Source organism: Methylobacterium sp. NPDC097929 (assembly GCF_049543375.1).
GTDB lineage: Bacteria > Pseudomonadota > Alphaproteobacteria > Rhizobiales > Beijerinckiaceae > Methylobacterium.
In genome coordinates, this window is the sequence record NZ_JBMVEP010000011.1 from 132,570 (window position 1) to 151,801 (window position 19,232).

Below are 19,232 nucleotides of genomic sequence, written 5' to 3' on the forward strand. Positions count from 1 at the left end.
GAATGGCGAGGGGCGGTTGGCTGCCCGAAGCGAACCCTCGTCGACGAGCTTACGGTCGCCAAGCGGCGTCAGCGCTTCTCGCACGAAGTGCTCCTGTCTGACGTGATACGGTTTCGGGGTGATGGCTTCAGTCTCTTCCCCCGTCATTGCGAGGCGAAGCCTTGGCCATCCAGGGCTCCGCACTGTCCGGACAGGTCGCGCCCTGGGTCGCTTCGGCTCCGCCTCGCGATGACGGAGAGGGGCGGCGGCTGAGGCGATGTTCGCAAGCCGCACCGCTGCCACCCTCACCGCTCCGTCAGCTTCATCTCGATGCGCCGGTTCTTGGAATAGGCCTCCTCGCTCGTGCCCGAATCGAGCGGCTGGAACTCGCCGAAGGCGCCCGCCAGCAGGCGCTGCGGCGGGATGCCCTTGCTCCGCAGGTACTGCACCACGGCGATGGCGCGGGCGGCCGAGAGGGCCCAGTTCGAGGGGAATTGCGCCGACTGGATCGGCCGGGCGTCGGTGTGGCCGTCCACCCGGAGCACCCAGGGGATGTCGGCGGGAATCTCCTTCGAGATGTCGAGGATCGCACCCGCGATCCGGTCGATCTCGGGGCCGGCCTCGGGCTTCAGCGACGCCGAGCCCGCCGCGAACAGCACCTCGGATTGCAGCACGAAGCGGTCGCCGACGACCCGGATGTCCGAGCGGCTGCCGACGATCTGGCGCAGGCGCCCGAAGAAGTCGGAGCGGTAGCGGGCCAACTCCTGCACCCGCTGGGCCAGCGCCACGTTGAGGCGGCTGCCGAGTTCGGCGATCCGGGCTTGGCTCTCCCGGTCGCGGGATTCGGAGGCCGCCAGCGCATCCTCCAGCGCCGCGAGCTGCCGGCGCAGGGCCCGGATCTGCTCGTTCAGAAGCTCGACCTGATTCTGCGCCCGCTGCGTCGCGCCCCGCTCGGCGGCGAGCTGCGCGTCGACATCGGCACTCTTGCCCTGGGCGGCCTCGCTGGCGGCGGTCAGCGCCTGGAGGCGGTCGCGCTCGGCTTCCGTGGCGGTCAGCGTGTTGCGCATGCTGGCCGCCGCCTCCTCCTGGGCGCGGCGGTTCGAGCGCTCCAGGGCGAGCAGGTCGGTGAGGTCGGCGATCTGGCGGTTGAGGCGGTTGAGCACCGCGTCGCGCCCGGTCAGCTCCTGCGAGAGGAAGAACTGCCCCACCACGAAGACGGTGAGCAGGAAGACGACGGCGAGCAGCAGCGTGGCCAGCGCATCGACGTAGCCGGGCCAGACGTTGAGGCTGCGCTGCGAGCGCGCGCGGGCGGAAGCCATCGGCGCTACTCGCCCTTGCTGCGGGCGATCCGGTCGAGCACCTGCTTCAACTCGCGCTCGCGGGCGGCCTGGGCCTCCACCCAATCTCGGATCATCTGCTGCTCGGCGCGCATGTGCTGCACGAGGCCCTGGATGCCCTCGGCGAGGTTCGTCATCGCCTGGGTCGCGCCCCGGCCGCCGACGCCTTCCGCGATCACGCCGGTGAGCCGTTCGACCGCGGCCTGAAGTTCGCGGGCGACCGCCGGGTCGTGCTCGGGTGCCGGCCGCGCCACGCCGACGGGCGTCTGCTCCGCGCCGGAGACCAGCCAGTCCTCCAACTCGTTGTGGAAGCGCGCGTGGGCCTGCCCCGCCTGAAGGTCGAGGAAGCCGACGATCAGCGAGGAGGCCAGTCCGAACAGCGAGGCGGAGAAGGCGAGGCCGATGCCGGAGAGCGGCACGGCGAGCCCGCTCTTCAGCTCGTCGAACATCACCGCCGCGTCGCCGCCGCCGCGCATGCCGCCGATCACCGATCCCACCGCCGACAGCGTCTCGATCAGGCCCCAGAAGGTGCCGAGCAGGCCGAGCAGGATCAGGATGCCGGCGATGTAGCGCAGGATCTCGCGGCCCTCGTCGAGCCGCACGGCGGTGGTGTCGAGATGGGCCCGGGTGCTCGACAGGGTGAGCCCGTCGCGCCGCGCCTCCAGGGCGGGGACCAGCGGGGCGAGCAGGGTCGGGCGGTCCTTCGGCCGCTGGCCCGCGGCCACGGCGTTGACGTAGCGCACCTCGCGGAACAGCCGCGTCACCTGCCCGAAGGCGAGCAGCACCGCGATCAGGAGCACGCCGAGGATCAGCCCGTTGAGGCCCGGATTGGCGAGGAAGGCCGGGGTGATCTGCTTGTAGAGGACGAAGGCGAGGAAGCCCGCGAGCGCGAGGAACACCAGCATCCGCACCAGCGTCATGCCGGGTTTTGCCAGGGGCGGGGTGTCGGAGGGCGCGGAACGGGCCGCCATCGGGTCCATACTCATGTTGGGCCTGACGCCGGAACCGGCGGCACCTGTTACAAAATCGGCGGCACTGTGGCGGCTCGGCCTAGCGCGATCAAGTCACGGCGCGATGTCGGTCAACGGGCATTCCGGCCCGGGGGGCCGAATGCCCGGGCCTCACTCCCACTCCCGCGGCCAGGTTTCCTCCAGGTGCGGCCCGAGCCGCACCGCCCAGACGCGCTTGGCCAGCCCCGTGGCGTCGTCGGTCTCGACCGCCACGCCGCACAGGGTGCCGGGGCCGCTGGCCGCCTCCAGGCGCGAGCCCGGGGTCTTCTGCAGGAAGCGGCGCACGGGCTCGTCCTTCTGCATGCCGAGCACGGAATCGTAGTCGCCGCACATCCCGGCATCCGAGAGGTAGGCGGTGCCGCCGGGCAGGACGCGGTGGTCGGCGGTCGGGGCGTGGGTGTGCGTGCCGACGACGAGGCTGGCGCGGCCGTCGAGGAAGTGCCCCATCGCCTGCTTCTCGCTGGTGGCCTCGGCGTGCATGTCGACGATGACCGCATCCGCCGCCGCTCCGAGGGGGCAGGCCTCCAGCTCCCGGTCGGCCGCCGTGAAGGGATCGTCCAGGGGATCGAGGAAGATCCGGCCCATCACGTTGACGACGAGGACGCGCGCGCCGCGGGCGGTCTCGATCACGGTCGCGCCGCGCCCCGGCGTGCCCGGCGGGTAGTTCGCGGGGCGGATCAGCCGCGGCTGGCGGGCGATGAAGACGAGCGCCTCGCGCTGGTCGAAAGAGTGGTTGCCGAGCGTGACCGCGTCGGCGCCGGCCTGGAGGATCTCGTCGCAGATCGATTCCGTGATGCCGAAGCCGCCGGCCGCGTTCTCGCCGTTGATGACCACGCAGTCGAGGCGCCAGCGCTCGCGCAAGGCCGGGAGCCGGTCGGTGACCGCGTGGCGGCCGGGGCGTCCGACGATGTCGCCGAGGAAGAGGATGCGCATCGCGAGTGTTTTAGCTTTGACGGAGCGGCACGGGTCCGGCCTCGGTCACGAGATGGTCGAGGGGGCGGTCATGCGGCTCGGCCGGCACGCGCTCGATCTCCTGCACGGAGAAGGCGATGCCGACGGTGAGCACCGGGCCGTTCTTCGAGAGCCGCTCGATCGCCTGATCGTAGTAGCCCGCACCGTAACCGATGCGCTGGCCCGCGCGGTCGAAGGCGGCGAGCGGCACGATCAGGGCGGTGGGGTCGAGGGGGGGAAGGTCGTCGCGGGGCTCGCTGAGGCCGAAGCCGCCGGTCACCAATTCCTCGCCCGCGCGCCACTCGCGGAAGACGAGGCCCTGCTTGGTGACCTTCGGCAGTGCCACCCGCTGGCCGCGGGCGAACAGGCGCTCGATCAGCGGGCGCGGGTCGATCTCGCTGCGGATCGGCCAGAAGGCGCCGACCAGCGGCGCCTGGGCGAGTTCGGGCAGCGCCGCAATGGTCTGCGCGGCGCGCAGCGAGCCGGCGGCCCGCTCCTCGAAGGAGAGCGCGTCGCGGCGCGCCAGGGCCTCGCCGCGCAGGCGCGCTTTGAGAGAGCGTTCGGGGGAAGAGTGCGGAGCCACCTGAGCCGTTGGAGTGTCGATCCCGGGAAACCTACAGAGTAGGTGGGCGCCGTGTTGGCCAAGTCCACGGACGAGGCCAGTGACAGCTCCCTAGGGAGTCGATAAGGCCCCGGGGAAAGTTCTCCTGACGAACCCTGCAGCCCCGCCCGCCAGAGATAGACCCGTCGGGGCTCCGGCGCCAGGGGCCCTTCGCGTCGCGGGTGAGAATTTCGGGAGCCGGCGCAGGGAACCGGACAAGTCAGCCCTGACCCTGTCCCGCCGGATGCCCCGACAGGGCGCGGGCGAGCCGGTCGATGCGCTCGGCGGCGGCGCCGACGCCGCCGGCGAGGCGGGCCTGCTCCGCGGCGCCCTGCGCCGCCCGCGCCTCGAGATCGGCGATGCGGCCGCGGGCCTCTTGCAGCTCGTCAGCGAGGGTGAGGGCGGCCATCACGTGCAGGCGCATGTCGCCGATCTCGCCGAAGGTGCCGCGCATCTCGGAGACACGATCGTCGAAGCTCTTGGCGAGGGCTGCGAGATGGTCCTCCTCCCCGGGACCGCAGGCCATGCGGTAGCTCTTGCCGGCGATGGTGACGTTGACGTGCGGCATCCGCGAAGACTCTGACTCACACTCAGCGGCCGGCGGGGCCGGACAGCACGTCTTCCACCGTCTCGATGGCGCGATCGAGGCGGCGGTTCACCTCGCCGGTGGTCGTGGTCACCCGCGCGAGCCGGGCGCCCGCCGCGTCCAGCTCCGCGGCCAGACGGACCCGATCCTCTTCGAGCAGCGCGAATTCCGTCTCCCGGTCACCGCGGCTGCGCTCCATCTCGAGCTTGCGGGCGACCGTCGTCTCGAGGAGCGCCAGGGCCGCATCGAGCCGGTGGAGCGCCTCCTCCAGAGGGGGGGCGTCCTGCCCCTTCGCCTGCACTGCCTTCGCCATGTCCGCCCTGGTTCACCCGATCGATCGAAGCCACGCGACGCGTCTCGCATCCCCGTGGCCGGCTGAGAACGACGGGGATCGACCGATCAACGCGCCGGTCTTCGCACGCGCCGTCCCGAAAACGTGACCGTTGAAAGTTACAGGCAAGGGCAATCGAAATGCCAGCCGATTCACAGCCCCCAGAGGATCTTGTCTGCAATCTTTGACAGCCCCCCTCGCCATGTTAGAGAGCCGGCGCCCGGCCCTGCTCCCCCGGTGCGGGGCCGCCCCAACGGAATCCTGACATCGTGACCCGTCCCGGCCTCCCGCTCGAACCGTCCGCCGACCGGACGGGTGCGGCACGCCCCGCGGTTCATCCCAGGTTCAGTGCCGCCCCGCATGGAGCGGTCCCGCTGTCATCGGGCGACGCGCGCCAACGCCGTCGACCGGCCCCACCGGTCCCCCATCGGCGCGCAGGCGCGCCCTATTGCGAAGGAGTCACGCCGTGACCGTCAAGGTTGCCATCAACGGGTTCGGGCGCATCGGCCGCAACGTGCTGCGGGCCATCGTCGAGGCCGGCCGCACCGACATCGAGGTCGTGGCCATCAACGATCTCGGCCCGGTCGAGACCAACGCCCACCTCCTGCGCTACGATTCCGTGCACGGCCGCTTCCCGGCCGAGGTGGCGGTGGAGGGCGACGACATCGTCATCAACGGCCGGCGCATCCGCGTCACCGCCGTGCGCAACCCCGCCGAGCTGCCGCACGGCGATCTGGGCGTGGACATCGCGCTCGAATGCACCGGCATCTTCACCTCGAAGGACAAGGCCAAGGCCCATCTCGACGCCGGCGCCAAGCGCGTCCTCGTCTCGGCCCCCGCCGACGGCGCCGACCTGACGGTGGTCTACGGCGTGAACCACGACCGGCTGACGGGCGAGCACCTCGTCGTCTCCAACGCCTCCTGCACGACGAACTGCCTCGCGCCGGTCGCCAAGGTGCTCGACGAGACGGTGGGGATCGAGCGCGGCTTCATGACCACGATCCATTCCTACACCAACGACCAGCCCTCGCTGGACCAGATGCACAAGGATCTCTACCGCGCCCGCGCCGCGGCGCTCTCGATGATCCCGACCTCGACCGGTGCGGCCAAGGCCGTCGGCCTCGTCCTGCCGGAGCTGAAGGGCAAGCTCGACGGCACCGCGATCCGCGTGCCGACCCCGAACGTCTCGGCGGTCGATCTGGTCTTCACCGCCAAGCGCCAGACCTCGGTCCAGGAGATCAACGACTCGATCAAGGCCGCCGCCGCCGGCCCGCTCAAGGGCGTGCTCGGCGTGACCGACCGGCCGAACGTGTCGATCGACTTCAACCACGACCCGCACTCGTCCACCTTCCACCTCGACCAGACCAAGGTCATGGACGGCACCTTCGTGCGCATCCTGTCCTGGTACGACAACGAGTGGGGCTTCTCGAACCGCATGGCCGACACCGCCGTGGCCATGGCCAAGCTGATCTGACGCTCTAGCTTCAGCGTCACGAGGGCGACCGGACCTGACGGTTCCGGCCGCCCGTCGAAGCCTTCAGGATCCCCGGGCGAGCCCGCCTCGCCGAAGCTCAAGGTGCGTTTTGCGATGACCGACCCCTCGCCGACCAAGCCTTCCGGGACCGACTTCATCCCCACCAAGCCGACTCCCGCTCCGGCGCCCGTCCGGGCGGAGGCACCGACGGCTCCGGTCTCCGCGAGCCGCGCCGAGCCCTCGGCCGCCGCTCCGGCCAACCACGCCGACCAGCTTGCCCGCATCGAGGACAAGACGGCGCGCATCGAGGACAAGTACGCCCGCTCCGAGGCGCTGCTCTCGCGCGTCGAGGAGAAGGTCGAATCCGCCTCCACCCGCATGAACGATGCGGCGCGTCAGGCCGACCTCTCGTCGCTGCGCAGCGAGGTCCGCACCCTGTCCGACCGGGTCAGCCGCCTGCCCGGCACCGGCGCGCTGGTGCTGACCGCGATCATCACCGCCGTGCTCACCGTCGCGCTGATGGTGGCCGTGCAGCGGCTGAACCTCGACCGGATGCTGCCCCACGGCGTCGGCGGCCAGCAGACCGCGCCCGCCAATCCTCCGGCCTCCAACCCCTAAGAAGCGAACCGACGCCGCCATGACGGATTTCCGCACCCTCGACGATGCCGGCCCGCTCCAGGGCAAGCGCGTGCTGCTGCGCGTCGATCTCAACGTGCCGATGGACGGCGGCCGCGTGACCGACGCGACCCGCATCGAGCGGGTGGTGCCGACGATCCGCGAGATCGCCGATGCCGGCGGCCGGGTGATCCTGCTCGCGCATTTCGGCCGCCCGAAGGGCAAGCCGGACCCGAAGGATTCGCTGAAGCCGATCCTGGCGACGCTCTCGGAGAAGGTCGGCCGCCCGGTCGCCTTCGGCGAAGATTGCGTCGGCGAGGCCGCCACCTCCGCCGTCGCGGCGCTGAAGGACGGCGACGTGCTGCTCCTCGAAAACACCCGCTACCACGCGGGCGAGGAGAAGAACGATCCCGACTTCGCCCGGGCGCTCGCCGCCAACGGCGACATCTACGTCAACGAGGCCTTCTCCGCCGCCCACCGCGCGCATGCCTCGACGGAAGGGCTCGCCCGCCTACTGCCGGCCTATGCCGGCAGGCTGATGCAGGCCGAACTCGACGCGCTGACCAAGGGGCTGGAATCTCCGGCTCGGCCCGTCATCGCCATCGTCGGCGGCGCCAAGGTCTCGACCAAGATCGACCTCCTGGAAAACCTCGTCGCCAAGGTCGACATGCTGGTGATCGGCGGCGGCATGGCCAACACCTTCCTGCACGCGCAGGGCAAGGATGTCGGCAAGTCGCTCTGCGAGAAGGATCTCGCCGAGACCGCCACCCGCATCCTGGCGGCGGCCAAGGAGAAGAACTGCACCATCATCCTGCCGGCCGACGCGCTGGTCGCCCGCGAGTTCAAGGCCAATGCCGAGAACGAGACGGTGACGGTCGATGCGGTGCCCTCCGACGCGATGATCCTCGATGTCGGCGCCTCCTCCATCGCCACCATCGACGGCGCCATCGACGAGGCCCGCACGCTGGTCTGGAACGGCCCGCTCGGCGCCTTCGAACTGACGCCCTTCGATACCGGCACCGTGGCGGTGGCCCAGCATGCGGCGGCGCGTACGAAGGCCGGCCAGCTCGTCAGCGTGGCCGGCGGCGGCGACACCGTGGCGGCCCTCAACCATGCGGGTGTCGGCGAGGCGTTCTCCTACGTCTCCACCGCGGGCGGCGCCTTCCTCGAATGGCTGGAGGGCAAGGAACTGCCCGGCGTCGAGGCCCTGCGGACCAAAGGCTGAGACGACGACGCCCCCGCCTCCCCTTCCCGCCGCGGGGAGGGGAGGGCGGCCACCGTACCGTGACCTATAAAGGGCTTCAGCGAAGGCCCAACCGCGCGAGGTATCGATCCATGGCACGCATCACCCTTCGGCAGCTTCTCGATCACGCCGCCGAGTACGGCTACGGCGTGCCCGCGTTCAACCTGAACAACATGGAGCAGGGGCTCGCCATCATGGCGGCGGCGGATGCCACCGATTCCCCCGTGATCCTCCAGGCCAGCCGCGGCGCGCGCGCCTACGCCAACGACATCGTGCTGGCCAAGCTCATCGACGGCCTCGTCGAGATCTACCCGCACATCCCCGTCTGCATGCATCTCGACCACGGCAACAACGAAGCCACCTGCGCCACCGCGATCCAGTACGGCTTCACCTCCGTCATGATGGACGGCTCGCTCAAGGCCGACGGCAAGACCCCGGCGGACTACGCCTACAACGTCGAGATCACCCGCAACGTCACCAAGATGGCCCACTGGGCCGGCGTCTCGGTCGAGGGCGAGCTCGGCGTGCTCGGCTCGCTGGAGAGCGGCACCGGCGAGGCCGAGGACGGGCACGGCGCCGAGGGCGAACTCTCCCACGACCAGCTCCTCACCGACCCGGAAGAGGCGGTGAAGTTCGTGCGCGAGACCAAGGTCGACGCGCTGGCCGTGGCCATGGGCACCAGCCACGGCGCCTACAAGTTCACCCGCCAGCCCGACGGCGACGTGCTCGCGATGAACGTGATCGAGGAGATCCACCGCCGCCTGCCGACGACCCACCTCGTCATGCACGGCTCTTCCTCGGTGCCGCAGGAACTGCAGGACATCATCAACAAGTTCGGTGGTCAGATGAAGCCGACCTGGGGCGTGCCGGTCGAGGAGATCCAGCGCGGCATCAAGCACGGCGTGCGCAAGATCAACATCGACACCGACAACCGCATGGCGATGACCGGTCAGATCCGCCGGGTGCTCACCGAGACCCCGGAGGAGTTCGACCCGCGCAAGTACCTGAAGCCCGCCATGGAGGCGATGACCAAGCTCTGCAAGCAGCGCTTCGAGGAGTTCGGCACCGCCGGCCAGGGCACCAAGATCCGTCCGATCTCGGTGGCGGAGATGGCCAAGCGCTACGCCAGCGGCTCGCTCGATCCGCGCATCGACGCCTGAGGCGAAAGCGAACCCATGGCCGAGACCGAGACGGCGGGGCCCGCGCCCCGCCTTGCCCTCCTCACCCCCTACGGTCTCGGCGCGTCAGAGGCCGAGGCCACCGCCCGCGCGCTCGAGGCGGCTTGCGGGGCGGGGGACGTGGCGGCGGTGATCCTGCGGCTCGCGGCGGGTGACGAGCGCAGCCTGATCAACCTCGTCAAGCAACTGGCGCCCCCGGCCCAGGCGGGTGGTGCGGCGGTGCTCGTGTCCATCCCCGGCTTTGCCGGCGATATCGTCTCGGTCGCGGCCCGCGGTGGAGCGGACGGCGTCCATCTCGACCGGGCGGATGAGACGGCTCTGCGCGACCTGCGCGGGCGCCTGCGCGACGGGCGCATCCTCGGGACCGGGGGCGTGCTCGGCTCGCGGGATGCGGCGATGGTCGCGGGCGAGACCGGGGTCGATTACCTGATGTTCGGCGGCCTCTTTCCCGACGGGGTCGCGCCCGACGCCGACGAGGTGCGCGAGCGCGCCGCGTGGTGGGCGGAGATCTTCGAGACGCCCTGCATCGCCGTGGCCGCCGCCGCCGGCGAGGTGGCTGCCCTGGCCGCGACGGGCGCGGAGTTCGTCGCCCTGGAGAGCGCCCTCTGGCTCGGCGATCCCGAGGGCGTGCGGACGGCGCAGGCGCAGCTCGACACGGTGCGATGATCGTAGACCGACCGACGGCTCCGACGCGTTTGCGCCTTACCGCGCTGAGCGCGTGCGCGCTCCTGCTGGTCGGCGCGCCCGGTCTGCTTGCCGCGCCGAAGGCGCCCACGACGCGCGAGCCCCCGGCGCAGGTCGCTCCGCCCAAGGCGGATGCCGGCGGCCTCAAGCGCGAACTGCCCTCGCCCTATACGCCGAATGCCACGGGCGCGCAGCCGCCGAGCGCGAACCCGAACGCGGATGCGGCCTACGGCGCCTACCAGCGCGGGCGCTACGTCACCGCCTTCCGCGAGGCGACCAAGCGCATCGAGGCCAACCCCAAGGACGCCGCGGCGATGACGCTGCTGGGCGAGTTGTACAACCAGGGCCTCGGGGTGAAGCAGGACCCGAAGCGAGCGCTGGAATGGTACCGGCTCGCTGCGGCGCAGAACGACGCCCACGCCATGGCCTCGCTCGGACTGATGGCGATGGACGGGCGCGGCCAGCCGAAGGACCCGAAGGCCGGGCGCAGCTGGCTCGAACAGGCGGCGCGCAAGGGCGAGCCCAGCGCCAGCTACAACCTCGCCCTGATCCAGATCGGCAGCGACCGGCCGGAGGATCTCACCGCCGCCGTCGCCAACTTCCGCAAGGCGGCGGATGCCGAGATCTCGGCCGCGCAATATGCGCTGGGCGTGCTCTATCTCCAGGGCAGGGGCGTGACCAAGGACACGGTCCAGGCCGCGCAGTGGTTCCGCCGCGCCGCCGACAACGGCGATCTCGGCGCCGAGGTCGAGTTCGCCATCCGGCTGTTCAACGGCGACGGCGTCACCAAGGACGAGGCGCGCGCCGCCCGCTACTTCCTCCACGCGGCCCAGCGCGGCAACGCCATCGCCCAGAACCGCATCGCCCGGCTCTACGCTGCCGGCCGCGGCGTGCCGAAGAACCTCGTCGAGGCCGCGGGCTGGAACCTCGCCGCCGCGGCGCAGGGGCGCTCCGACGAAACGCTCGATCAGGCGACCGCCGGCCTCAATGCGGAGGAGCGCAAGCGCGCCGAGGCCCTGGCGGCCGAGCGGGCAAAGCTCCAACCCTAGAGCATCGTCCCGAAAGGTGGCCGCCGGCTTTCGGAAAAAGACGATGCGAAACAAGAGGCGAGACCATCGTGCCGGATACGATATCCGGCACGATGGTCTAGGGACGGCGGTCCCGGCCCGCGCGACCATGTGACTGTCGCCGCTCCGCGCCTTCCCGTAGAAGTCGTGGACAGGAGCCCGAATGACCGCCAGCCTTCTCCGTCGCAAGACCCTGCAGCAGGAGCCCGACGGAGAGCGCCGCCTTGCCCGGACGCTCGGCTGGCCGCACCTCGTGGCGCTGGGCGTCGGTGCGATCGTCGGAACCGGCATCCTCACGCTGATCGGCGTCGGAGCCGGAAAGGCAGGGCCGGCGGTGATCCTGTCCTTCGCCATTGCCGGAGCGATCTGCGCCTGCGCCGCGCTCGCCTATGCCGAGATGGCGACGATGATCCCGGTCTCGGGCAGCGCCTACACCTACAGCTACGTCGTGCTCGGCGAGGTCTTCGCCTGGATCGTCGGCTGGAGCCTGATCCTCGAATATTCCCTGGTCGTCAGCGCGGTCGCGGTGGGCTGGTCCGGCTACGCGGCGCCCCTGTTGGCGAGCGCCCTCGGCCTTCCCATGGCGCTGATGCAGGGGCCGGAGGCCGGCGGGATCGTCAATCTTCCGGCGATCGGCATCATCGTGGCCGTCGCCGCCCTTCTGCTGCGCGGCACGCGGGAGAGCGCCACGGTGAACGCCGTGCTGGTGCTGGTGAAGATCGCGGCGCTGATCGTGTTCGTGGCCTTCGCCCTGCCGGCCTTCGACCCGGCCCACCTCACCCCGTTCAGCCCCTTCGGCTTCCCCAAGAGCGTGCAGGCCGACGGGGTCGAGCGGGGCGTCATGGCGGCGGCGGCCATCATCTTCTTCGCCTTCTACGGCTTCGACGCCATCGCCACCGCCGCGGAGGAAACGCGCAACCCCGGCCGCGACCTGACGATCGGCATCGTCGGCTCGATGGCCACCTGCGTCCTGATCTACGTCGCCGTGGCGGTCGCGGCGGTCGGCGCCGTGGCCTATACGCGCTTCTCCGACAGCCCGGAGCCGCTGGCCCTCATCCTGCGCGAACTCGGCCGGCCGCTGGTGGCGCAGTATCTCGCGGTCTCGGCCGTCATCGCGCTGCCGACCGTCATCCTGGCCTTCTTCTATGGCCAGAGCCGCATCTTCTTCACCATGGCCCGGGACGGCATGCTGCCCCGCGGTCTGGCGGCGGTGTCGTCGGCCGGCAGCCCGGTCCGGATCACGCTGTTCACCGCCGCCCTCGTGGTCGTACTGGCCGGCTTTATCCCGCTGGGGCAGCTCGCCGCGCTCGCCAATGCGGGGACGCTGGCGGCCTTCATGGCAGTCGCCGCCTGCCTGCTGGTCATGCGCCGCCGCGCCCCGGACGCTCCCCGCACCTTCCGCGCGCCGGCCCCCTGGCTGGTCGGCACGGTCACGCTGCTCGGATGCGGCTACCTGTTCTACAGTCTGCCCGCCTCGACTCAGCTCTGGTTCCTGATCTGGAACGCCATCGGCCTGGTGTTCTACCTAACCTACGGCCGCAAGCGCGCGGTGGTCGCGCCCGGTTGATCGATCGCGAGATCGCGCAGCACCGCCGGGATCAGCTCGGGCAGATCCTCGGAGATCAGGCCGGGGCCGAAGCGCAGGCCTGCATCCCCGTGCAGCCAGACGGCGGCGCAGGCCGCCTCGAACGGCGCCATCCCCTGCGCGAGCAGCCCGGCGATCAGGCCGGCCAGCACGTCGCCGGAGCCCGCCGTGCCGAGATGAGGCGAGCCGTGGTCGTTGATGGCGAGCCGCCCGTCGGGGGCCGCGATCACCGTGTCCGCGCCCTTGAGCACCACGACCGCACCGGCGATCGCCGCCGCCCGCGCTGCGCGCTCGTGCTTCGCGAGCCCGTCCGCCACGGCCTCGGTGCCCGAGAACAGCCGCGCGAACTCGCCCTCGTGCGGCGTGAGCACGGCGCGCGCCTCGCCGTCGCGGATCTGTCGGGCCAGCGTGCGGACCTCGCTGCGGAAGCTCGTCAGCGCATCGGCGTCGAGCACGAGCGCGCGGCCGGCCCCGGCCGCCACCCCGACGAGGTCGCAGGTCGCCGGACCGGTGCCGAGGCCGGGCCCGAGCAGCAGCGCGTTCAGCCGCTCGTCGGCCAGCATGTCGTCGAGATCGTCGGCGCTCTCGCAGGGGCGCAGCATGATCGCGGTGAGGTGGGCGGCGTTCTCCGGCAGAGCCGAGGCCGGCGAAGCCATCGTCACGAGCCCGGCGCCGATCCGCAGGGCTCCGCGGGCGGCAAGGCGCGCCGCGCCGGTCCGGTAGGCGGGGCCGGAGAGCACCAGGGCGTGGCCGCGGGTGTATTTGTGGCTGGCGGCGGTGAGCCGCGGCAGCGTCCACAGGCCGGGCCCGTTGCGGTAGAGCGCCGCCGCTTCCCCGGCGATGCCGGCGGAGAAGGCGGCCTCGCCGGTGCCGATCTCGGCGACGTGGAGCGCGCCGCATCGGCTCCGGCCCGGCTCCAGCAGGTGGCCCGGCTTGAGGGCGACGAAGGTCACCGTCTCCGTCGCTTCGATCGCGGCTCCGCGCACAGCGCCGGTATCGCCGTCGACGCCGCTCGGCACGTCCACCGCGAGCACGAAGCAGCCCGCCCGGTTGACCGCCTCCACGAGGGCGCGCCCGAGACCGTCCAGATCGCGGCACAGGCCGGCGCCGAACAGCGCGTCGATGATGAGGTCGGTCTCGCCGAGTTCGGCCTCGGCTGCGCCGACCGGGCCGGTCCAGGCCGCGGCGGCGAGCGCTGCGTCGCCCTTGAGGGCGGCGCGCTCGCCCAGCAGGCGTAGATCGACCCAGTAGCCGCCCTCGGCCAGCAGACGGGCGGCGACGAAGCCGTCCCCGCCGTTGTTGCCCGGTCCGCACAGAACCAGGACACGGCCGTTGGCCGGCAGATGGGTCCGCGCCCGCGCGGCGACGGCGGCGCCCGCCGCCTCCATCAGCGTCAGCCCGGACGTGCCGGCCGCGATCGCCGCCGCATCGACCCGACGCATCGCCTCAACGGTGAGCAGCCGATCCGCGCTTCCAGGGGATTTCACCCGCTCATGCATGCAACCGGCCCATCCTCTGCCTGAAATTTCATCGATTGCGACGAAATTGCCTAGAAATTCTGCTTTGTTTGCATATTCCACGTGCAGCTTACCGAAGGCTCCTTCCAAAACGGCGTGGCGGTCACGCCGCGGCGATGGTAGATAAATGGAGGTAAGAGACGCACGCGGAACGGGCTTTTCCGGATGAAGAAGATCGAGGCGATCATCAAGCCGTTCAAGCTCGACGAGGTGAAGGAGGCGCTCCAAGAGGTCGGCCTTCAGGGCATCACCGTGATCGAGGCGAAGGGCTTCGGCCGGCAGAAGGGCCATACCGAGCTGTATCGCGGCGCCGAGTACGTCGTGGACTTTCTTCCCAAGGTGAAGCTGGAGATCGTGCTCTCGGACGCTTTGGTGGAGGGCGCCGTGGAGGCGATCCGCAAATCGGCCCAGACCGGCCGGATCGGCGACGGCAAGATCTTCGTCTCGACGATCGAGGAAGCCATCCGCATCCGTACGGGCGAGACCGGCTCGGACGCGATCTGATCCGGCCGCATCCGCGGACACAGAGGCAGGGACGCGCTGTTCTGGCCCGCTTCGTGTAGGGCCGGCAGCATCCGCGCTCATGACTGAAAGAGCGCCGTAGCCGAGCGACGCCGTGCCCGATCTCGACACCATCGTGAAGGACATCGCCGAGGAGATGCGGGTCCGGCCCGATCGCGGCGCGGTGGCGCGCTACATCCCGGAGCTGGCGCGCATCGATCCGCAGGGCTTCGGCCTCGTGGTGATCGATGGCGAGGGCCGCGTCGCCGCCGGGGGCGATGCCGATATCCCCTTCTCAATCCAGAGCATTTCCAAGGTCTTCACCCTCACGCTGGCGCTCGGCATGGTCGGTGACCGTCTCTGGCGCCGGGTCGGCCGCGAGCCCTCGGGCAGCCCGTTCAACTCCATCGTCCAGTTGGAGCGGGAGAACGGCATCCCGCGCAATCCCTTCATCAACGCGGGCGCCATCGCGGTGACCGACGTGATCCTGTCGAGCCACCAGCCGCGGGAAGCGATCGGCGAGATCCTGCGCTTCATGCAGTTTCTGGCGCAGGACGACGGCATCACCATCGACGATCGCGTGGCGGCCTCGGAGAAGCGCACGGGTTTTCGCAACGCGGCGCTCGCCAACTACATGCGCTCGTTCGATGTGATCGAGAATCCGGTCGATTACACGCTGGGCGTCTATTTCCACCACTGCGCCATCGCGATGACCTGCCGGCAGCTCGCCACGGCCGGGCTGTTCCTGGCCTATTCCGGCCACCACCCGCTCGCCGGGCATTCGGTGATCTCGGCCGAGCGGGCGCGGCGCATCAACGCCATCATGCTCACCTGCGGCCATTACGACGGTTCGGGCGACTTCGCCTACCGGGTCGGCCTGCCGGGCAAGAGCGGTGTCGGCGGCGGCATCCTGGCGGTCGCGCCCGGAAAGGCCTCGATCTGCGTCTGGTCGCCGGGGCTGGATGCTGCCGGCAATTCCCATCTCGGGCGTATCGCCCTGGAGATGCTGGTGAAACGCACGGGCTGGTCGATCTTCGGGGCGTAGGACTCTTTCCGCGTCATTGGGAAGCGGAGTCGAAGCAATCCAGTGCTCCGCATCCTCCGGAGCGGTCGCCCTCTTGGATCGCTTCGCATTCGCTCGCGACGGCGGCGGAGGTTTTCACAAACGTCTGCGACCCCTGCGTCTGCGCTCCCTGGAGCGTCCTTCGAGGACGACGCCTTGTGTCTCACGATGAGAGGGAGCCAATCGCATAAAAAGCCGCCCCCACCTCGCGGCGGGAGCGGCCTGTCTCAAATCACGCTGTTCGGCCTCGAAAGTCCTACGCGACGGCCCGCTCGGCAGCTTCGTTCGGAAGCGGCACCTCGGAGATCGTCTTCAGAACCTGCGAGGCGATCTGGTAGGGGTCGCCCATGGAGTTCGGGCGGCGGTCCTCAAGGTAGCCCTTGTAGCCGTTGTTGACGAAGGAGTGGGGCACGCGCACCGAGGCGCCGCGGTCGGCCACGCCGTAGGAGAACTTGTTCCACGGCGCCGTCTCATGCTTGCCGGTCAGGCGCATGTGGTTGTCGGGGCCGTAGACGGCGATGTGGTCGTCGAGGTTGCGCTCGAAGGCCGCCATCATGGCCTCGAAGTAGTCCTTGCCGCCGGTCTCGCGCATGAACGTCGTCGAGAAGTTGCAGTGCATGCCCGAGCCGTTCCAGTCGGTGTCGCCGAGCGGCTTGCAATGGTACTCGATGTCGATCTCGTAGGCCTCGCACAGGCGCTGGAGCAGGTAGCGGGCCATCCACATCTCGTCGGCGGCCCGCTTGGAGCCCTTGCCGAAGATCTGGAATTCCCACTGGCCCTTGGCCACCTCGGCGTTGATGCCCTCGTGGTTGATCCCGGCGGCCAGACACAGGTCGAGGTGCTCCTCGACGATCTTGCGCGCGATCGGGCCGGCATTCGAGGCGCCGACGCCGCAATAGTAGGGGCCCTGCGGGGCGGGGTAGCCGGTCTCGGGGAAGCCGAGCGGGCGGCCGTTCTTGTAGAGGAAATATTCCTGCTCGAAGCCGAACCAGGCGCCGGCATCGTCGAGGACGGTGGCGCGCTTGTTCGACGGGTGCGGGGTCTTTCCGTCCGGCATCATCACTTCGCACAGCACGAGCACGCCGTTGGTGCGGGCCGGGTCGGGGAAGTGGCGCACGGGCTTCAGCACGCAGTCGGAGGAGGAGCCCTCGGCCTGCAGGGTGGAGCTGCCGTCGAAGCCCCAGAGCGGGAGCTGCTCGAAGGTCGGGAAGTTGTCGTATTCCTTCACCTGCGTCTTGCCACGCAGGTTCGGAGTCGGCGTGTAACCGTCGAGCCAGATGTACTCGAGCTTAAACTTGGTCATTCCCAGTCTCTCGTACCTTGAGGATCCGTGTCCTGACGAAACCTTTGCGGAACCGGCGCCGTTGCGAGCCTGCATTCCCGGCGGAACCCTCACGCCTCCGGCAGGCTTTCCCTGCCGCGTCTGGCGCCGATCCACCGATGAAGCAGGGCGCCTGCCCGACCCCCGAGCGTCCGCTGTGCGGGCGGACGCTACGGTCAGCCACCTAGCATTTCATGTGCCAAGTAAGGCGGCGCTTCGCCGGTTGCTCCTGCGGCAAAGTCGACCGCGCCGGCCGGGCGAGACGGGGACGAAAGCTCTCGAAAGCACCGCCGCTGCGCGGATTTTTTGCCTTTTGGTGGGTGGCAACTGCGCAGCGCGAACGATATCGTCCGCGCCGGCCGGCGAGACCGGCCGGAGGCGCGAGAGGGGACGGTGCCCGGATCAGGAGCCAAGTGTCTCGCTACGTGTCTCTCACGGAATTCCCCCTGCGCCGCAGCGTCCGGACGGAGACCTCCCGGCTCTCGGGAGGACCGTGAGCACGCGGCGCCGCAGCCGCGGCGCGCGCGTTCGAGGCCTGCGCATCCCGCGCGAGGCATTCCGCGATCCGTCGGGCCGGCCGCGTCGCACCGATCGACCGGCCGGGAGACCGCCCCGAGACCGGGACACCATCCGCCGTCCCGACGTCAGATTTTCCCGAGGAGACGTACAGCATGAATACGGCCGCCGATGTGCTGAGGGCCATCAAGGACAATGACGTCAAGTACGTCGACTTCCGCTTCACCGACCCGCGCGGCAAGTGGCAGCACGTGACCTTCGACGTCTCCCTGATCGACGAAGAGATGTTCCAGGACGGCACCATGTTCGACGGCTCGTCGATCGCCGGCTGGAAGGCGATCAACGAGTCCGACATGCTGCTGATGCCGGACCCGGTCACGGCCTGCATGGACCCGTTCTTCTCCGCCTCCACCATGTCGATCGTCTGCGACGTGCTGGAGCCCTCGACCGGCGAGCCCTACGCCCGCGATCCGCGCTCGACCGCCAAGCTCGCCGAGGCCTATCTGCGCTCCACCGGCATCGGCGACACGATCTATGTCGGCCCCGAGGCCGAGTTCTTCGTGTTCGACGACGTGAAGTTCGGCGCCGACCCCTACCATACCGGCTTCCAGCTCGACTCGACCGAGCTGCCGACCAACGGCTTCACCGATTACGAGGGCGGCAACCTCGGCCACCGGGTGCAGACCAAGGGCGGCTACTTCCCCGTCCCGCCGCAGGATTCGGCCCAGGACATGCGCGGCGAGATGCTGGCCGCGATGCAGTCCATGGGCGTGAAGGTCGAGAAGCACCACCACGAGGTGGCCTCGGCCCAGCACGAGCTCGGCATGAAGTTCGACACGCTGACCCTGCTCGCCGACCACATGCAGATCTACAAGTACTGCATCCACAACGTGGCGCAGAGCTACGGCAAGTCCGCCACCTTCATGCCCAAGCCCGTCTACGGCGACAACGGCTCGGGCATGCACGTGCACCAGTCGATCTGGAAGGACGGCAAGCCGCTCTTCGCCGGCGACAAGTATGCCGACCTCAGCCAGGAATGCCTCTGGTACATCGGCGGCATCATCAAGCACGCCAAGGCGCTCAACGCCTTCACCAACCCGTCCACCAACTCTTACAAGCGTCTGGTGCCGGGCTACGAGGCCCCGGTGCTGCTCGCCTACTCGGCCCGCAACCGCTCGGCCTCCTGCCGTATCCCGTGGACGACGAACCCGAAGGCCAAGCGCGTCGAGGTCCGCTTCCCCGATCCGATGGCCAACCCCTACCTCGCCTTCTCGGCGTTGCTGATGGCGGGCCTGGACGGCATCATCAACAAGATCGATCCGGGCCCGGCCATGGACAAGGATCTCTACGACCTGCCCCCGCGGGAGCTGAAGAAGATCCCCACCGTCTGCGGCTCGCTTCGTGAGGCCCTGCAGAACCTCGACAAGGACCGCGCCTTCCTCAAGGCCGGCGGCGTGTTCTCGGACGACCAGATCGACTCGTTCATCGAGCTGAAGATGACCGAGGTGCTGCGCTACGAGATGACCCCGCACCCGATCGAGTTCGTGAACTACTACTCGCTGTAATCCGCTCGCGGCAGCCGCCGCGGGCCTCCTTCGAGAGACCATCGAGCGCCGTAGCCCCCAGGGCTGCGGCGCTTTTCATGTGCCGGCCTGTGGCGGACCCCGGGGCCG

18 protein-coding genes and 1 other RNA gene are annotated in these 19,232 nt (G+C 69.9%); 10 read left to right on the forward strand and 9 right to left on the reverse strand.

What is annotated here, in order from left to right; all coding sequences use genetic code 11:
• Positions 1-284: 284 nt before the first annotated feature.
• From ACPCJR_RS21240 to ACPCJR_RS21270, 7 genes are all read right to left on the reverse strand, one after another.
• Entirely contained in the window at positions 285-1,298 is a 1,014-nt protein-coding gene (locus tag ACPCJR_RS21240; RefSeq protein ID WP_391514831.1) for a peptidoglycan -binding protein, read from the reverse strand.
• A gap of 5 nt (positions 1,299-1,303) precedes the next feature.
• On the reverse strand, positions 1,304-2,287 hold the full coding sequence (locus ACPCJR_RS21245; RefSeq protein ID WP_391514833.1) for a MotA/TolQ/ExbB proton channel family protein: 984 nt from the start codon (positions 2,285-2,287) through the stop codon (positions 1,304-1,306).
• Positions 2,288-2,437: 150 nt separating this feature from the next.
• Positions 2,438-3,259, reverse strand: coding sequence for a TIGR00282 family metallophosphoesterase (locus ACPCJR_RS21250; protein ID WP_391514835.1), 822 nt, complete (start codon positions 3,257-3,259; stop codon positions 2,438-2,440).
• Positions 3,260-3,269: 10 nt separating this feature from the next.
• Positions 3,270-3,860 carry a 5-formyltetrahydrofolate cyclo-ligase gene (locus ACPCJR_RS21255; protein ID WP_391514836.1) on the reverse strand — a complete coding sequence of 197 codons (591 nt, stop codon included), beginning with the start codon at positions 3,858-3,860 and terminating at the stop codon, positions 3,270-3,272.
• Positions 3,850-4,006: non-coding RNA, 6S RNA (gene ssrS, locus ACPCJR_RS21260), on the reverse strand. Before ssrS ends, ACPCJR_RS21255 begins: the two co-directional genes overlap by 11 nt.
• A gap of 92 nt (positions 4,007-4,098) precedes the next feature.
• Positions 4,099-4,446 (reverse strand): cell division protein ZapA, encoded by a 348-nt coding sequence (locus ACPCJR_RS21265; protein ID WP_110351324.1) that lies wholly within the window; start codon positions 4,444-4,446, stop codon positions 4,099-4,101.
• A gap of 22 nt (positions 4,447-4,468) precedes the next feature.
• Positions 4,469-4,777 carry a DUF4164 domain-containing protein gene (locus tag ACPCJR_RS21270; protein WP_110351323.1) on the reverse strand — a complete coding sequence of 103 codons (309 nt, stop codon included), beginning with the start codon at positions 4,775-4,777 and terminating at the stop codon, positions 4,469-4,471.
• A gap of 484 nt (positions 4,778-5,261) precedes the next feature.
• On the opposite strand from ACPCJR_RS21270, the gene gap reads away from it, so the two are divergent.
• From gap to ACPCJR_RS21305, 7 genes are all read left to right on the forward strand, one after another.
• The gene (gap, locus tag ACPCJR_RS21275) at positions 5,262-6,269 is read left to right on the forward strand and encodes a type I glyceraldehyde-3-phosphate dehydrogenase (RefSeq protein ID WP_391514838.1); all 1,008 of its coding nucleotides are present in this window, start codon (positions 5,262-5,264) and stop codon (positions 6,267-6,269) included.
• A gap of 114 nt (positions 6,270-6,383) precedes the next feature.
• On the forward strand, positions 6,384-6,887 hold the full coding sequence (locus ACPCJR_RS21280) for a hypothetical protein (protein WP_391514839.1): 504 nt from the start codon (positions 6,384-6,386) through the stop codon (positions 6,885-6,887).
• 19 nt (positions 6,888-6,906) lie between these two features.
• Positions 6,907-8,109 (forward strand): phosphoglycerate kinase, encoded by a 1,203-nt coding sequence (locus tag ACPCJR_RS21285; protein WP_391514840.1) that lies wholly within the window; start codon positions 6,907-6,909, stop codon positions 8,107-8,109.
• 110 nt (positions 8,110-8,219) lie between these two features.
• On the forward strand, positions 8,220-9,287 hold the full coding sequence (gene fba, locus ACPCJR_RS21290; protein ID WP_391514842.1) for a class II fructose-bisphosphate aldolase: 1,068 nt from the start codon (positions 8,220-8,222) through the stop codon (positions 9,285-9,287).
• A gap of 15 nt (positions 9,288-9,302) precedes the next feature.
• Positions 9,303-9,971 (forward strand): thiamine phosphate synthase, encoded by a 669-nt coding sequence (locus ACPCJR_RS21295; protein WP_391514843.1) that lies wholly within the window; start codon positions 9,303-9,305, stop codon positions 9,969-9,971.
• Positions 9,968-11,038, forward strand: coding sequence for a sel1 repeat family protein (locus ACPCJR_RS21300; RefSeq protein WP_391514844.1), 1,071 nt, complete (start codon positions 9,968-9,970; stop codon positions 11,036-11,038). The genes ACPCJR_RS21295 and ACPCJR_RS21300 overlap by 4 nt, the downstream gene beginning before the upstream one ends.
• 181 nt (positions 11,039-11,219) lie before the next feature.
• Complete coding sequence (locus ACPCJR_RS21305) at positions 11,220-12,623, forward strand: amino acid permease (RefSeq protein ID WP_391514846.1); 1,404 nt, start codon at positions 11,220-11,222, stop codon at positions 12,621-12,623.
• Here ACPCJR_RS21305 and ACPCJR_RS21310 read toward each other — a convergent pair.
• Complete coding sequence (locus tag ACPCJR_RS21310) at positions 12,587-14,140, reverse strand: NAD(P)H-hydrate dehydratase (protein ID WP_391514847.1); 1,554 nt, start codon at positions 14,138-14,140, stop codon at positions 12,587-12,589. The two genes, ACPCJR_RS21305 and ACPCJR_RS21310, sit on opposite strands and share 37 nt — an antisense overlap.
• A gap of 183 nt (positions 14,141-14,323) precedes the next feature.
• Here ACPCJR_RS21310 and ACPCJR_RS21315 point away from each other — a divergent pair, with 183 nt between their 5' ends.
• A complete protein-coding gene (locus ACPCJR_RS21315; protein ID WP_009866062.1) occupies positions 14,324-14,662 on the forward strand; it encodes a P-II family nitrogen regulator in 339 nt (112 codons plus the stop codon).
• 112 nt (positions 14,663-14,774) lie between these two features.
• Entirely contained in the window at positions 14,775-15,704 is a 930-nt protein-coding gene (locus ACPCJR_RS21320; RefSeq protein ID WP_391514849.1) for a glutaminase, read from the forward strand.
• Positions 15,705-15,978: 274 nt separating this feature from the next.
• Here the strand turns inward: ACPCJR_RS21320 and ACPCJR_RS21325 are convergent, their stop codons facing one another.
• A complete protein-coding gene (locus ACPCJR_RS21325; RefSeq protein WP_391514851.1) occupies positions 15,979-17,025 on the reverse strand; it encodes a glutamine synthetase beta-grasp domain-containing protein in 1,047 nt (348 codons plus the stop codon).
• Positions 17,026-17,714: 689 nt separating this feature from the next.
• Here ACPCJR_RS21325 and glnA point away from each other — a divergent pair.
• A complete protein-coding gene (glnA, locus tag ACPCJR_RS21330) occupies positions 17,715-19,124 on the forward strand; it encodes a type I glutamate--ammonia ligase (RefSeq protein WP_110351312.1) in 1,410 nt (469 codons plus the stop codon).
• Positions 19,125-19,232 lie beyond the last annotated feature (108 nt).